Origin of the sequence: Granulicella aggregans, from assembly GCF_025685565.1 — a bacterium.
Lineage (GTDB): Bacteria > Acidobacteriota > Terriglobia > Terriglobales > Acidobacteriaceae > Edaphobacter > Edaphobacter aggregans_B.
Genome location: NZ_JAGSYE010000003.1, coordinates 165,148 through 179,329, shown reverse-complemented (window position 1 = coordinate 179,329; position 14,182 = coordinate 165,148). Strand labels below are relative to the sequence as shown.

Below are 14,182 nucleotides of genomic sequence, written 5' to 3'. Positions count from 1 at the left end.
GGCGTCAGCGGACACAGTCGAGGGATCGAGATTTCACATCTTCCAAACCCTACTGAACGATCTCTTTGCCATCGCTTTTGCTCTCGCGTTGATTTCGTTCGCAGTCCAACTTGAAGCACTCTTGATCGAAGCATCCAACGTTACCTTTGAGGTCTTGAGGATGGCTTTCTTGTCTTTGAAAGATTTGGTCGCGAGTTGCTTTCCGTTAAAGGCGCTTTCACACAGCAAAAGATTTCCAATGTTGCCGTACACTTCCGGCGAGTGTCCGTCGCCCTGGGAGAGGAGGTGCTCAATTGTCATCTGATCATAGTCGACGGCTACCCCAGCCATTTCGTTTCTGTCGAGCCGTCCCAGTACATACTGGATCAGTTTCTTCTGCTTAGTAAAGTCATTAGTAAAGTTGAGCGTCGTAAAGTTGGCTTCAAATTCCTCGTACGGAGGGAGCTTATCTTTTAGCTTAGCTTTGAGCTCGGAAAGCACTTTTGATCTGGAATTGCTATCCGTCGCCTGAAGGAGGTTCCTTGCGTGTAGGGCATACATAAAAGAGATGCCTCCGGATGACCGCTGTGAGGTGATCGCAGTAAAGATGAAATGGAATTTCTCTATTGAGGATAGGGTTTCCTGCACTTGCGAAAGCGTCAATTGTTTTGCATTGTAGGCATGCATAATAGCCAAAACCATTGGAAGTGGCTGCTTGAGCCTGAAGAGATTTAGAGCATCCAGAGAGTCTTTGATCTTTCTCTCGCTCTTCTGCCACTTTCGATAGCTAGTTTCCTGAATTTCTCTATAGATTTTGGAATCAGAGACAAGTTCATGCAAAAAGGTTTTGGCTTCGCTCTTTCCCACCTTGCGCTTTATATTTTTATAAAGTTCTTTCACCGTCACGTAGTCGTAACGGGAAAGCCAGTAGTGATGGAGATATGTGGTTACAGTTAAATCGGCTTCCGACCCCTCAATGGTTTCTACCATTTTGTTCCAGAAGTCTTTTGTGATATCCACATTCTTATTTGCGGGCTTAATGAGCTTTGTCAGGTGGCTCTTCACCATGTCAGCCGGCTCTAAATCTTTGCCCCGGGTATTCATTGTCTCGAAGATGAGATAGGCGTCATCTTCGTTATCAAGATCAATGTAAATGACCTTGAGGGACAAAAGCTTATCTCTGAGCTCCGCCAGTTTTTTTTTGATCCTCTGAGTGATCGCTTTCGGGTCTGCTGCTTTGTCGAGTTGAATCGCCGCGACGGTTTTATTTATTTGACTTAAGAAATATTCGAACGTAAGACGAAGAGCCTCCTCTTCCTCTTTGATCTTTGGTTCGGTTTCGGGGGCATCCTTACTCTGGATATGATCTTGAAAATATGGGTATGAGGTCTCGGTTTGCAGGCAGTATTGGCTCTGATTGTTTATGTCCGGCCGTTCAATGAGGGACTGAATCCCCAAAGCCAAGTCTTCCGAGTTCGCATCCATAAATGCATTGCGTAGCGCCGCTAAAAGCATGGTGATAGTTGTAAGCCTTTGTTGGCCGTCGACGACGAACGAGGTGTCAGAGTTCTCAGGCTTGAAGACGACCATCGGGCCGATGAAATAATCTGGTCCGGAATTGACGAAGATATCTGTCCAGAAATCCTCAACGTGCTCTCGTTCCCAGGAGTACGGTCTTTGAAAGCGCGGAATCTTGTAAAAGCCGCCCTTTAGGATGTCATTTATGGATCTGTCGATAGATCGAATTTTCATCTAATTGGCCTCGAAATCTCTGAATAAAAGAAACGGGCCCCGATCAAGTCGGGGCCCGGTTGTGACGATACCATGCTTCTCCCTCTTCCTCCAGTGTCTAGCTGCAGCCGCTGGTGCTGCCGCACTCGTTGCAGCGGTAGCAGGAGCCGTTTCTGGTCATGATGGCTCCGCAGGTGGCGCAGCTTGGGCTGTCGCCCATGTCGATCATGGAGCGCATGGCGGAGGCGGTGTGGTAGATGCCGCGATCTTCGAAGGATGAAGCGGTTCCTCCGGATGACAAGTCAGAGGATAGGCCGCTGCGGGCCTGAAGGTCCGGGGCGATGCCTTGCTGGGGCGCGGTGCGGTCGGCGTACTCGGGGATGTTGAAGGAAGAAGCAGGTCCTCCGCCTTCGGCGAAGGATGACAAGGCTTCTACGGCGGCGTTTAGGCTTACCGTGTTGGCAGGAGCCGTGACGTGTCCGGCTACCGGGACCGACGCTGCCTGCTTCATGCCGGCGAAGAGGTCGAGCTGGGTGCCGGAGAGGAAGCGCATCTGGATCCAGCGGAAGATGTAATCCATGATGGACTTGGCGTAGCCGATCTCGGGGTTGCCGGTCCAGCCCGAGGGCTCGAAGCGGGTGTGGGCGAACTTCTCGCAGAGCACACGCAGCGGAACGCCGTGCTGGAGGGCGAGCGAGACGGCCGTGGCGAAGGAGTCCATCAGGCCGGAGACGGTGGAGCCCTCCTTGGCCATGCGGATGAAGATCTCGCCGGGGCTGCCGTTGGGGTAGAGGCCGACGGTGATGTAGCCCTCGTGGCCGGAGAGCGCGAACTTGTGGGTGACGCTGGCGCGCTCGGCGGGGAGGCGATGACGGACGGCGCGAGGCGGGGCCTGCGAGTCGGTGGCGTCGGAGTTTTGCAGGCTGGCTTCGGCGATCTGCTTGATCTGCGTATTGAGGGACACGACCTGGGCTTCGAGGGTTGCGATCTTCTGTTTACCGGCTTCGATCGCGGCGGTGTCTTCGGCGGTGCTGCTGACGGCCTTCGTGCCCTTCTTGTTGTCGTCCGTTTGCGCGGAGACGTTGAGGGGCTGGGTGCCCTTGGAGTTGTCGCGGTAGATGGCGACGGCCTTGACGCCCTGACGCCAGGCCTCCATGTAGGCCTCGGCGATGTCGTCGACGGAGCAGTCCTGCGGCAGGTTGACGGTCTTCGAGATGGCGCCGGAGAGGAACGGCTGTGCCGCGCCCATCATCTTGACGTGGCCCATCCAGGAGATGGAACGGGTTCCCTTGGCGGGCTTGAAGCTGCAGTCGAAGACGGCGAGGTGCTCGGGCTTGATGGCGGGAGCGCCTTCGATGGTGCCGGTGGCGTCGATGTAGCTGACGATGGCGTTGACGTCGGCCTCGTTGTAGCCAAGCTTGATGAGGGCCGAGGGGACGGTGTTGTTGACGATCTTGATCATGCCGCCGCCGACCAGCTTCTTGTACTTGACGAGGGCGAGGTCAGGCTCGACGCCGGTGGTGTCGCAGTCCATCATGAAGCCGATGGTGCCGGTGGGGGCAAGGACGGTGACCTGGGAGTTGCGGTAGCCGAACTTTTCGCCGTGGGCAAGAGCGCCGTCCCAAGAGTTCTTGGCCGCAGCGACGAGTTCGTTCAGTTGAGGCGCGACGAAGGGCTCGGAGCTGGTCTTCGACTTGCCGATGTGGTTGACTTCGGCGCGGTGCATGCGGATGACGTCAAGGAAAGGCTCGCGGTTGACGTAGAAGCCGGGGCAGGCTCCGCCGGTGATTTCGGCGCGCTGCGTGAGTGGCGTCGCGGCACCTAGAGGTGCGCAGGTCTCGGCGATGCGGGAGGACTGCCAGTAGGCGTCGCCGCAGAGGATGGCGGTTACCGCACCGGCGAAGTCGCGGCCAGCGTCGGAGTCATAGGGAAGGCCGAAGGCCATGAGGAGCGCGCCGAGGTTGGCGTAGCCGAGGCCGAGCGGGCGGTAGTCGTGCGAGTTCTTCGCGATCATCTCCGTGGGGTATCCGGCGGAGTCGACGATGATCTCCATCGCGGTAGTGACGATCGCGATAGCGTGGCGGTAGCTGGCGATGTCGAACTGGCCGCCGGGGGTGAGGAACTTCAGCAGATTGAAGCTGGCCAGGTTGCAGGCCGAGTCATCGAGGAACATGTACTCGGAGCAGGGGTTCGAGGCGTTGATGCGGGCGGTGTTCTTGCTCGTGTGCCAGCGGTTGATGGTGGTGTCGTACTGCATGCCGGGGTCGCCGCACTGCCATGTGGCTTCGGCGATCTTGTGCATGAGGTCGCGGGCCTTGTACTCCTTGACCACGCTCTTCTCTTTGACGGTGCGAGTGGCGAAGGTTCCGTCGGACTCGACTGCCTGCATGAACTCGTCGGTGACGCGGACGGAGTTGTTGGCGTTCTGGAAGAAGATGCTGCTGTAGGCTTCGGAGTCGGGGCCTGAACCGTCGTAGCCGGCCTGGACGAGGTGCCATGCCTTCTCTTCTTCCTTCACCTTGCACTCGATGAAGTCTTCGATGTCTGGGTGGTCGATGTTGAGGATGACCATCTTGGCGGCGCGGCGGGTCTTGCCGCCGGACTTGATGACGCCGGCGAAGGCGTCGAAGCCGCGCATGAAGCTGAGCGGGCCGGAGGCGGTTCCTCCGCCGCTGAGGGTTTCCATCGACCCGCGGATCATGGAGAGGTTCGAGCCTGCGCCCGATCCCCACTTGAAGAGCATGCCTTCGGTCTTGGCGAGGGTGAGGATGGAGTCGAGCGAGTCCTGAACAGAGTTGATGAAGCAGGCGCTGCACTGGGGCTTGGAGTAGCCGGTGACGGAGAACTCGACGGCGCAGGAGTGCTTGTTCCAGTGCCAGTTCTGGGCGTCGGAGTTGGGTTCGAGGCGGTCACAGCCGACGTTGAACCAGACGGGGGAGTTGAAGGCGACCTTCTGGTTGAGGAGAAGGTGGGCGAGCTCGGCGTAGAATATGGCGGCATCTTCGGGCGTAGCGAAGTAGCCGTCGCGGATACCCCAGTCGCGGATGGACTCGGCAACGCGGGTGATGAGGGCGCGGACGCCGTCTTCACGTTCGGCGGTGCCGTTCAGGCCATGGAGATACTTCGATGCGACGATATTGGTCGCGGTGACGGACCACTCGGTGGGGACTTCGACGTTCTTCTGCTCGAAGATGAGGTTGCCCTTCCAGTCCTGGATGACGGCGTCACGGCGCTCCCAGGTGATCTCGTCGTATGGCGAGACGCCGGGCTTGGAGAAGTGGCGGGAGAAGGTGAGGCCGGGGGCTGCGTTCTTTGTGGAAGCTGCCGGTGCGGGGGCCTGCTTTGCCGACGTTGCGGGTGCCTGGGTGGGGATGGTCGCCATGCTGGTAAATCTCCTCTAAGGGTGGATCAAATCTTTGGGTGAAACAACTTATGGATGAAGCGACTCTCTGGGCCTGCGGGTTACGTGTACGACGGGCGCTGGTGCCGTTCAAAAAGGCTCTCCCGAGGTCGGGGGAGGATGAATCTCGGGTGTCTTTCAGGGACGTTCGGGTCGGGCTAAGTTGAACGAGCGATGAATTTCTGCGGCCTTGCAGTCGTAAAAGTACCGCCCCCTATGGGGTACGTCAAGTATAAAGCACTACAGGTTGTGTTGCTATTGTGTGTACCGGGTTTTGCGGGTCTATTTCGCGGAGGGGATCAAGAAATCCGGCGAATTCTCTGTGGAAGATCGCCAAGCAGCCCGGTTTTCGCGGGTTTCACGAGCGGTTCACATTCCCTGATTTGAGGGTAGATGACGGAGGCCGCCCGCAGGGGCCTCTGTTGGAGTCTATTTTTGAGGGAAAAGTGGATAAAGTGGTGCGGAATCGGAACGCTCGCTGCCATAACTGTGGCTGCGGGCCCGCAGTCGCACAAGAGGGCTGCTTTTCCAGGTAGCTAGTCGTTTGGATCGGGCGAGAATTGTTGCATTTCAATGTTAGCTTCCGACTTTGGAAGGTAGTTGGCGAGATTCAGATTCGGGGCGGTGAAGTCGACCGAAGCCCGATAGGTTAAAGAGTACGGGGTCAGAGTGAGCGGCGTACCGGAGCACAGGAAGCGGGGACGCGAGGCGTTATTCGGGAGCGCAACCAGGCCATTGCTGAAGTTGATTGGCTGCTGGATCAGGGGCGAGAGGCCGAAGTCGGCGGGATCGCTGTCAAAGGATCCGACGGAGGTTTTGCCTGGAATGAGCTGGTCGGAGGGAGGTTGCGGCTGTTCGCATCGGTTATCGGACCAGCGAACGGAGATCTCGGTGTAGGCGGGGCTTCGCAAAGGGAGGGTACAGGCCAGGCCGTAGTGGCTTCGATCGATGTGTCGCCCGTCCGTGGTTCCGGCGCAGATGCCGATGCCTGGGATCTCAGTCTTTTCTGAGGGGAACGGAACGGTAATGGAGGGTTGGGATTTGAGCTGACTGACCCCCAGCGTGATGTGCGCGGTGACAGCGGTCGATCTTGCGTGCTCAAAGAAGTCGGTTGGGACGAGAAACGGGACATATTGCAGCGCCAGCTTGCTATCCGAGCTGTAGAACGTGCGATAAGCCCGCCAGGGACTGCTATAGGTCTTCCCGTCTGAGGACGTAAGGGTCACCTTTATGCCCTCGGCGACGGCCAGTGCGTTGGGAGCGACTCCGCTTACGACGACGGGAAGGCTAACCGAGACGTATCGGTCGTCGACGCCGGTTGCGATTCCATTGGAGTGGCGGCGCGGGTCGGGATCGAAGGTGAAGGTTACGGGGGCCGGACGAGACGCACTTGCGGAAGGGAAGTAAAGCGGAGTCAGCGTTGTCGCGAAGAAGACCGGCAGGAGGATCAAGAGGATCAGAGATGCAAGGAGAATGGAACGGGCGATCAAGGTGCGGCGCATCGAGTACTGCACCCCTATGATCGCTATCGACGCGACGAGTGATAGCGCGAGATAGGGCCATGCAGCATGTACGGACAGATCGACGTTCTGCGCCCGGGACGTGACGAGAGCACCAAAGAGCAGTACCCCGAGGAAGATAGCGAGAAGCGAGACGGTGAGCCTGGCGAAGGAAGAGGTTACGGTCGAGAGCGCGAAGAGCGGAAGGATGACCAGAACGCCAAAGAGAGCGACGCTGAAGAGAAGCCCGGGGATGATCGTCGATACGTGGAAGCCGGAAGCAGCAAGGACGAAGGTTTGCAGGAGCCCGATGGGCAGCAGAACGTAGGCGACGAGGAAGAGAATCTTCGCGCCGAGCAGGCTGGGCCAGCGATAGGGGCGGGTGATCCAGAACTGGCGGTCTCCGACGAGGTTCTCCTCGTGAACGACGCGGGAGACGAGAATCCACCAGGTGATGGGGATCAGGACGATAAGGATGATGTTGAAGATCGGATAGAGGAAGAACTCCGGCCGGGGCATCCCAGGCTGGTAAGAGAAAAGCGAGACATGAGCGAAGGCTGCCAGCAGAGCTAGAGAGATAAGGATCTCGATCCAGAAGCGGCGAGTGTCCTTCGCGAAGATGTGCAGGGTCTGGTTCATCGAGAAGCTCCTGTCGTGGGTCTGCCTGGGGCAGGGCGGCCGGATTTGGCGATGGCGAGAAAGATGGCGCGAAGAGGCATGGCTTCGATGGCGATGCCGGTGGAGTCCGGGAAGCGAGACGCGAGCGCCGACGGAGAGGTGTCCGCGTCGAAGCGGCTATCGATGAAGCGGAGGACGGAGCCAGTGTGTTCCGTGAGCAGCCATGTTTCGGGAAAGTTGGGTGTGACCGTAGCACTGGAGGCTGGCAGCGTGATCTCGACTTCGCGGAACCGGGCGGAGAGTGATGCCATCTCTTCGGAGAAGAGCAGGCGACCCTGTTCGAGATAGCCGACGTGGCTGGCGAAGCTTTCGATCTCGGCGAGATCGTGCGAGGAGAGAAGGATGGTGGTCTCGGAAGCGCGTTCGAGGAGGCTTTCGATGAGTTCGTCGCGGACGAGTGGATCGAGGCCGGAGAAAGGTTCGTCGAGGACGATCAGCGACGGGCGGTAAGCGAGCGCGCTGGCGAGGGCGGCCTTCATCTTCATACCGCGCGAGAGGTTTTTGAGCTTGCGGTCCAGCGGGAGATCGAACTGTTGGACGAGCTGGGCTTCGAGGGCGTTGTCCCACTTCGGATAGAACGGTCGCATGAAGGCGAGGAATGCCGAGACGGTCATGGACTCGGGAAGCTCCTGGTTCTCCGAGACGTAGCCGATACGGTCGAAGGCTGCGCCGGCCACTTTGGTCGATGGAATGTCGAGAACTGTGGCCGCGCCGGAGCTGGGCCTGAGGATGTTCATCAGGAGCTTGATGAGCGTGGTCTTGCCGGCACCGTTGGCGCCGACGAGAGCGTAGATGGCTCCCGGCGGGATGTCGAGAGTGACCTCGTTGAGCGCCGTGGTTCGGCGATAGCGCTTGGAGAGCTGTCGGGTCTGAATTGCGGACGTCATCTGCTGCGGCCTCCGTTGGATTGGGTGAGGCGTTGCCAGTGGGCGGAGATGGAGGCGAGCATCTCGTCGAGTTCGATGCCGAGGCGCTTGGCTTCGACGACGAGCTCTTCGATCTCGTGTCCGAGGAGCGCGGTGCGCTCTTTGCGGGTAGAGTCGGGAATCTCAGCGACGAGGGTGCCGATGCCGGGACGGGATTCGAGCAGGCCGTCGGCGAGGAGTTGGGTGACGATCTTGTGAGCGGTGTTGGGATTGATCTTGAGCTCTTTGCTGAGGGCCCGGACGGAGGGGAAGGCGTCGCCGGGGCGGAGTTGGCCGGAGATCATGGCCTTGCGCGCGGCGTAGACTACCTGTTCAAAGAGGGAGACGCCGGGACGGAATGTGACGCGGAACGGGATCACGTCTGTACTATTACACGTAGTACAGTGGGTGGCAACTGGTTTTTTCCTGATAGCGCATCCAATGTTTCGAGTGGACTATGCCGGGATGGCGGCGCTGAACTCTTCGGGAGTGGCGAGATAGTCGGCGAGGTTGCCGTAGCACTCGCAGGAGTGGGATTCCAGGCCGGAGCGGTTCAGGATGCGGATCTTGCTGCGCGAGTAGATGATGAGGCCGTCGAGCTGCAGCTTTCCCGCAGCAACGGTGACCGTGGAGCGGTTGCACCCCAGCATGGCGGCGATGTGTTCGTGGGGAAGATGGATTACCGGGGATTCCATGCGGTCGGCGCAGAGCAAGAGCCAGCGTGCGAGACGTTTGTCGACGGTGTGGCGAGCATTGCAGCCGGCGGTCTGCGCGGTCTGGAGGAAGTTGGCCTGGCTGGCAAGCAGGGTGAGATTGTGGAACTGGCCGTGACGGGCGAACTCCATCCGGGCGTTGGCGACCGTGGTGGCATATCCGCGGCCAGCGATCTGCATGTAGACGCGGTTTAGGCTTCGCGCGGTCCCCATCATGGAGGAGGCGCACAAGACGGACTCGTAGCCCGTGACGCCGATTTCAACCTGAGAGCCATCTTCAAAGGATGCCGTCATGGAAGCGACTCCGTCTTCGAGAAAGATGATCTGGTGCATCTCTGCGCCGGGGATTTCTATGTCACGACGCAGAGGCAGGGTCAACGATGTAAGGTGCAGGCGTTGGAGGACATCCGGGTGGAGAGCATGAAGCATGGTGTTGCGGTAGATGAGGGGCATTGCGCGCCCACGATCTAGACGGATGAGAGACTCGTCTGCGGCGAGTGTACTCTACGCAACATAAGGATGCGTGGCCAAAACTGCTCACCGGGAGCATGTGCGACTTGAAGGCAAGCGGAGATGCTGTAAGGTAAGCGTACTTATTCACAGATTTGAACGTTTCTCAGGAGCAGATGCGATGCGATTCGCCTTATTTGGGTCCTTTCTGGTGTCGGGTGTTATGTGGGGACAGGCGGCACCTGAGCCTGCCGACCTGGTTTTGCGGCACGGAACGGTCTTGACGGTGGATGCCAAAGACAGCGTGGCCGAGGCGGTGGCGATCCGCGACGGGCGGGTAGTTGCGGTGGGAACCGACGCAAGCGTGAGTCGCTGGGTCGGCGCGAAGACGAAGGTGGTCGATCTGGCGGGGAAGACGGTCACGCCGGGATTGATCGACACGCATGCCCATCTGCTGAGCACGGGAGCGGACGAGATTGTCGGTGTCGATTTGGGGCGAGCCGCGAGCCTTGCGCAGTTGACGGAACTGGTGAAGGCGCGAGTGGATGCGACGCCGGCAGGGGAGTGGGTGCAGGGTTCGCGGTGGAACGAGGGGATTCTCGCGGAGCATCGCGGGCCGACGCTGTCGGAGCTGGACGCGATCTCCAGTGGGCATCCGGTGCTGCTGGAGAATGTGACGCACCACTATGCGATTGTGAACAGCGCGGCGCTGGCGATCGCCAAGATTGACGCTTCGACGAAGGACCCAGCGGGCGGCAAGATCGAGCACGATGCTACGGGAAAGCCGACCGGGATGCTGAGGGAGGAGTCGGCGGTACGGCTGGTGTCGTCACACATCCCTGCGATTACTCCCGAGCAGTACAGGATATCGGTGAAGAACGGCATTGCGGTCATGCACTCAGAGGGGATGACCGGTGTGAAGGACCTCAACTATCCGGTGGAGTGGGCGGCTTATAAGGACGTTGCCAGTGCAGGTGGGTTGACGATCCATGCATGCAACCTGATCTGGGCGGGGTACTCGCTCGAGAGCGCGAAGGCGGCGCTGACGGAGATTCAGAGGGATCGCGTTATCGAGAAAGAACTTCCTGGCGGGGACTTGAAGGTATGCGGGGCGAAGATTCTGCTCGATGGTAGCGCTACGGGGCGAACGGCTTGGAGATATGAAGATTATCCGGTGGACGCGCGGCATCCCGCGCCGACGGGGCATGGGTTCTCGACGATCGAGCCGGATGTCTACAGGAAGATGGTGCTGCTGTTCAACGATGCCGGGGTCTCGGTGGGAACGCATGCGATCGGCGACCGGACGATCGACCTGGCTGTCGATGCCTACGCAGAGGCGCTACAGCAGAAGCCGACGGTGGGGCTGCGGCACAGTATTATTCATGCGCATGAGCCGACGGACCATGCGATCTCGGTGATGGAGGAGCTGCAGAAGAAGTATGACGCGGGATATCCGGAGACGCAGGCGGAGTTTCTGTGGTGGCTGGGCGATACGCTGCCGGTTTCGTTCGGTCCGGAGCGGTCGAAGCACCTGATGCCCTTTGCGACGTACCGGAAGAATGGGATCATCTTTGCCAGCGGGTCAGACTATGGGGTAACACCGTTGGCGGCGCGGTATGGACTGTGGGCGTCGGTCGCGCGCGAGCCGCTGAAGGGGACATTCGGGCCGCATCCGTTTGGGATGGAGGAGGCGGTCGATGTGCATACGGCGCTAAAGAGCTACACGATCTGGGCGGCGCGGCAGATCTTCGCGGAGACGGAGACGGGCTCGGTCGAGACTGGTAAATGGGCGGACCTGGCGGTGTGGGACCGCAATCCTTACACCGTGCCGACGACTGATTTGAAGGAGATGCGGTGCATGATGACGCTCTATAAGGGAAAGGTCGTCTTTGAGCGGGCGAAGTAGCGGCGAAGCCGAATTCGGCGCAGAAAAGTAACCGCGCTGGATGCACCGAAGTTGCTGCTTGTGGATGGAGGGCCTAGAATCGAAGATGTGACTATACCCGCTCCGGACCATAAGCGTTATTTCATCGAGAAACTTGGGTTATCCGAACGGTTGATGGAGCGCTGCCTCGGCGAGGCGCTTTCGGCGGGCGGGGACTACGCCGACCTTTACTTTGAGTCAGTTATGTCGACCTCGCTGGGTGTGGACGAGGGACTGGTGAAGACGGCGAGCCAGGGAATCAGCGTGGGCTGCGGGATTCGCGTGGTCTCCGGCGAGCGGACTGGTTACGCGTATACAGACGATCTATCGAGCGAAAGGTTACTCAAAGCGGCTCGGACGGCGGCGCTGATCGCAAGCGGCCCGGCGAAGGAGCTGATGAGCGGCTTCCGCGAGACGCAGACGGCGTCGCTCTATCCGATCACGGGTGCTGAGAGTGATGCGGACATCGCGGCGAAGTTGAAGCTGCTCGAGCGGGCGGACAAGGCGGCGCGGGCGTTCGACTCGCGGATTACGCAGGTTCGGGTTGGCATCAATGATGAGCTTCGCCGGATACTGGTGGCGGCCTCCGATGGGACGTTTGCTTCGGACACCCAGCCGCTGGCGCGGTTGAATGTGTTTGTGCTGGCGAAGGATGGCGCAAATACGGCGAAGGGAACGAGCGGCGGCGGCGGACGGGTCGGGCTGGAATTCTTTGAGGACGCCCGTGGCGTTGGTGAGACCGATAAGAGCCCGGAGCACTTCGCTCGCGAGGCGGCGCGGACGGCGATCCTGCAGCTTGGAGCAGTGGCTGCTCCGGCGGGCGAGATGGAAGTCGTCCTGGGGCCGGGATGGCCGGGAGTGCTGCTGCACGAGGCCGTGGGGCATGGGCTTGAGGCGGACTTCAACCGGAAGAAGACATCGGCGTTTGCCGGATTGATCGGCCAGAAGGTCGCGAGCGAGAAGGTGACGGTAGTCGACAACGGCTTGATGCCGAACCGTCGCGGATCGATCAACATGGATGACGAAGGGAATCCGACCCAGGAAACCGTTTTAATAGAAAACGGAATTTTGAAGGGGTATCTATCGGACAAGTTGTCGTCGCGGTTGATGGGAACGCCGAATACGGGCAGCGGACGGCGGGAGAGCTATCACCACATCCCGATGCCGCGGATGACGAACACTTATATGTTGAACGGCGAGGACATGCCGGAAGACATCATCAAGAGTGTGAAGCGTGGCTTGTATGCGGTGAACTTTGGTGGTGGGCAGGTAGACATCACGAACGGCAAGTTTGTGTTCTCGGCGAGTGAAGCTTACCTGATCGAGGATGGCAAGGTGACGCGGCCGGTGAAGGGCGCGACGCTGATTGGAAATGGGCCTGAAGCGCTGAAGTATGTGTCGATGGTAGGCAATGACCTTGCGCTCGATGAAGGTATCGGGACGTGCGGCAAGGCTGGGCAGAGTGTTCCGGTAGGAGTTGGAATGCCAACGATAAAGCTCGACCGCATGACGGTCGGGGGAACGGGACAGTAATGGCAGTCGAACGCGAAAAGATGTACGAATGTGAGGTAAAGCGCCGCCGGGTCAAAGAAGGCGGCGGGTACGAACCCTTCTGGAAGGTGAAGGAAGTAGCGGTCGCGTTGAGCGACAGCGACACGGAGTTTCGCTGCAAGGACTGCTACGGCGAAGTAAAGCTGCTGGGCCGCAACGGCAAGGCAGGCACGATTCCTTACGTAGAGCACAAGCTGACTGCGGACTCCGAGTTCTGCGTCAGCGGCCTTCTCTTCAAGAAGGCGACCGACGGACGCGAGCCGAAGATCTCGGCGAAGCCGGTCGAGTAATACCATTTTCGGAACGCGGGCTGGCTAGAGGAAGATTTTCCGTGTAACGATCTTCCATCTGCCCGCACTACAACAAGGCTCTGGATTTCCCCTCTTTGACTCCTGGGGCGAACGAATGCCCGGGTTGAGACCCGGGAGGCGGAATCCTTCCTCGACACCATGACGTGTCGGCTCAAGACGTCCAATCCAAGCACTCCAACCGTACGTGATTAAAGTGTCCGGAGGAATTCGATGGCAGCAGCAGAGCGCGAGCAGTTCCATGTATGTCAGGTCAAGCGTCGTCGCGTGAAGGCAACGGGAGGGTATGAGCCCTTCTGGAAGGTGAAGACCGTAGCAGAAGCTCTTGAGGACGCGGACACCGAGTTCCGCTGCAAGGATTGCGGTGGGGCCTTGAAGCTGTACAAGCGCCGCGCCGAGAACGGTTCGGCCGCGCATGTCGAACACAAGTTGAAGAGCGATTCCGAGTACTGCCCGTCGGGCCTGCATTTCTTGAAGGCGACCGATGGACGGGAGCCTCGTCCGTCACAGTTTCCCGTGCGCTAACGGGATTCGCACTAAAGGTCCTCTATGATTCGTCGTTATCTCGTCATCTATCAGATCGGTTCCGGCCACATGAGCGCGTACGTGCCCGATGTTCCTGGATGCTCCAGCATCGGGCACTCGCTCGAGGAACTGCGAGAGAATATCCACGACGAGCTTGAGTTCCAACTGGAGCGGATGGCTCTCGAGGGGCGCTCCCCGCAGGAGCCGTTCATGGGGATGGATGACGTTCCTGCGGGCACCCACGCGGAGTGGATGATTGTGAAGCCGATGCCGGAGGAGAAGGCGGCTTCGCTCGATGCGAAGATCCGGCGGAGACTAAGAAGGCCGTTCGGGTTCAAGTGGAATCTGTTTTCGCGGAGTCTGAACGGGGGCAAGGTGCGGACGCACTTTGTCTAATTTCGGCCGATAAAAAGAGGGTCTAGATCTTCGGATAGCCAGACTTCAACGTGGACGAAATGAAGACTGAGGGATTCGATGCAGATACATGGGCGCTACGGGGATGTTTGATCCCGGTTCGAC

General features: G+C 59.2%; 11 protein-coding genes. 5 read left to right on the top strand and 6 right to left on the bottom strand.

What is annotated here, in order from left to right; translation table 11 throughout:
• Positions 1 to 33: 33 nt before the first annotated feature.
• From OHL18_RS16120 to OHL18_RS16095, 6 genes are all read right to left on the bottom strand, one after another.
• Positions 34 to 1,731, bottom strand: coding sequence for a DUF262 domain-containing protein (locus tag OHL18_RS16120; RefSeq protein ID WP_263375903.1), 1,698 nt, complete (start codon positions 1,729 to 1,731; stop codon positions 34 to 36).
• A gap of 97 nt (positions 1,732 to 1,828) precedes the next feature.
• The gene (locus OHL18_RS16115) at positions 1,829 to 5,092 is read right to left on the bottom strand and encodes a vitamin B12-dependent ribonucleotide reductase (protein ID WP_263375902.1); all 3,264 of its coding nucleotides are present in this window, start codon (positions 5,090 to 5,092) and stop codon (positions 1,829 to 1,831) included.
• A gap of 554 nt (positions 5,093 to 5,646) precedes the next feature.
• A complete protein-coding gene (locus tag OHL18_RS16110) occupies positions 5,647 to 7,248 on the bottom strand; it encodes an ABC-2 family transporter permease (RefSeq protein ID WP_263375901.1) in 1,602 nt (533 codons plus the stop codon).
• Positions 7,245 to 8,174: an ABC transporter ATP-binding protein gene (locus tag OHL18_RS16105; protein ID WP_263375900.1), complete on the bottom strand. Its 930-nt coding sequence runs from the start codon at positions 8,172 to 8,174 to the stop codon at positions 7,245 to 7,247. The genes OHL18_RS16110 and OHL18_RS16105 overlap by 4 nt, the downstream gene beginning before the upstream one ends.
• Positions 8,171 to 8,572 (bottom strand): GntR family transcriptional regulator, encoded by a 402-nt coding sequence (locus OHL18_RS16100; protein WP_263375899.1) that lies wholly within the window; start codon positions 8,570 to 8,572, stop codon positions 8,171 to 8,173. The genes OHL18_RS16105 and OHL18_RS16100 overlap by 4 nt, the downstream gene beginning before the upstream one ends.
• A gap of 75 nt (positions 8,573 to 8,647) precedes the next feature.
• The gene (locus OHL18_RS16095; RefSeq protein ID WP_263375898.1) at positions 8,648 to 9,358 is read right to left on the bottom strand and encodes a Crp/Fnr family transcriptional regulator; all 711 of its coding nucleotides are present in this window, start codon (positions 9,356 to 9,358) and stop codon (positions 8,648 to 8,650) included.
• A gap of 178 nt (positions 9,359 to 9,536) precedes the next feature.
• Here OHL18_RS16095 and OHL18_RS16090 point away from each other — a divergent pair, with 178 nt between their 5' ends.
• The 5 genes from OHL18_RS16090 to OHL18_RS16070 all read left to right on the top strand — a co-directional run bounded on the left by OHL18_RS16090 (position 9,537) and on the right by OHL18_RS16070 (position 14,059).
• The gene (locus tag OHL18_RS16090; protein WP_263375897.1) at positions 9,537 to 11,261 is read left to right on the top strand and encodes an amidohydrolase; all 1,725 of its coding nucleotides are present in this window, start codon (positions 9,537 to 9,539) and stop codon (positions 11,259 to 11,261) included.
• Between the two features lie 153 nt (positions 11,262 to 11,414).
• The gene (tldD, locus tag OHL18_RS16085; protein ID WP_263375896.1) at positions 11,415 to 12,812 is read left to right on the top strand and encodes a metalloprotease TldD; all 1,398 of its coding nucleotides are present in this window, start codon (positions 11,415 to 11,417) and stop codon (positions 12,810 to 12,812) included.
• The gene (locus OHL18_RS16080) at positions 12,812 to 13,120 is read left to right on the top strand and encodes a hypothetical protein (RefSeq protein WP_263375895.1); all 309 of its coding nucleotides are present in this window, start codon (positions 12,812 to 12,814) and stop codon (positions 13,118 to 13,120) included. The genes tldD and OHL18_RS16080 overlap by 1 nt, the downstream gene beginning before the upstream one ends.
• Before the next feature lie 231 nt (positions 13,121 to 13,351).
• A complete protein-coding gene (locus tag OHL18_RS16075; protein ID WP_184213067.1) occupies positions 13,352 to 13,663 on the top strand; it encodes a hypothetical protein in 312 nt (103 codons plus the stop codon).
• Positions 13,664 to 13,687: 24 nt separating this feature from the next.
• A complete protein-coding gene (locus OHL18_RS16070; protein WP_263375894.1) occupies positions 13,688 to 14,059 on the top strand; it encodes a type II toxin-antitoxin system HicB family antitoxin in 372 nt (123 codons plus the stop codon).
• Positions 14,060 to 14,182 lie beyond the last annotated feature (123 nt).

Bases quoted from the DNA above. Each gene is read 5' to 3' on its own strand.
- OHL18_RS16105 (WP_263375900.1), bottom strand. From the start codon at position 8,174: ATGACGTCCGCAATTCAGACCCGACAGCTCTCCAAGCGCTATCGCCGA.
- OHL18_RS16120 (WP_263375903.1), bottom strand. From the start codon at position 1,731: ATGAAAATTCGATCTATCGACAGATCCATAAATGACATCCTAAAGGGC.
- OHL18_RS16110 (WP_263375901.1), bottom strand. From the start codon at position 7,248: ATGAACCAGACCCTGCACATCTTCGCGAAGGACACTCGCCGCTTCTGG.
- OHL18_RS16095 (WP_263375898.1), bottom strand. From the start codon at position 9,358: ATGCCCCTCATCTACCGCAACACCATGCTTCATGCTCTCCACCCGGAT.
- OHL18_RS16115 (WP_263375902.1), bottom strand. From the start codon at position 5,092: ATGGCGACCATCCCCACCCAGGCACCCGCAACGTCGGCAAAGCAGGCC.
- OHL18_RS16090 (WP_263375897.1), top strand. From the start codon at position 9,537: ATGCGATTCGCCTTATTTGGGTCCTTTCTGGTGTCGGGTGTTATGTGG.
- OHL18_RS16075 (WP_184213067.1), top strand. From the start codon at position 13,352: ATGGCAGCAGCAGAGCGCGAGCAGTTCCATGTATGTCAGGTCAAGCGT.
- OHL18_RS16070 (WP_263375894.1), top strand. From the start codon at position 13,688: ATGATTCGTCGTTATCTCGTCATCTATCAGATCGGTTCCGGCCACATG.
- tldD (WP_263375896.1), top strand. From the start codon at position 11,415: ATGGAGCGCTGCCTCGGCGAGGCGCTTTCGGCGGGCGGGGACTACGCC.
- OHL18_RS16080 (WP_263375895.1), top strand. From the start codon at position 12,812: ATGGCAGTCGAACGCGAAAAGATGTACGAATGTGAGGTAAAGCGCCGC.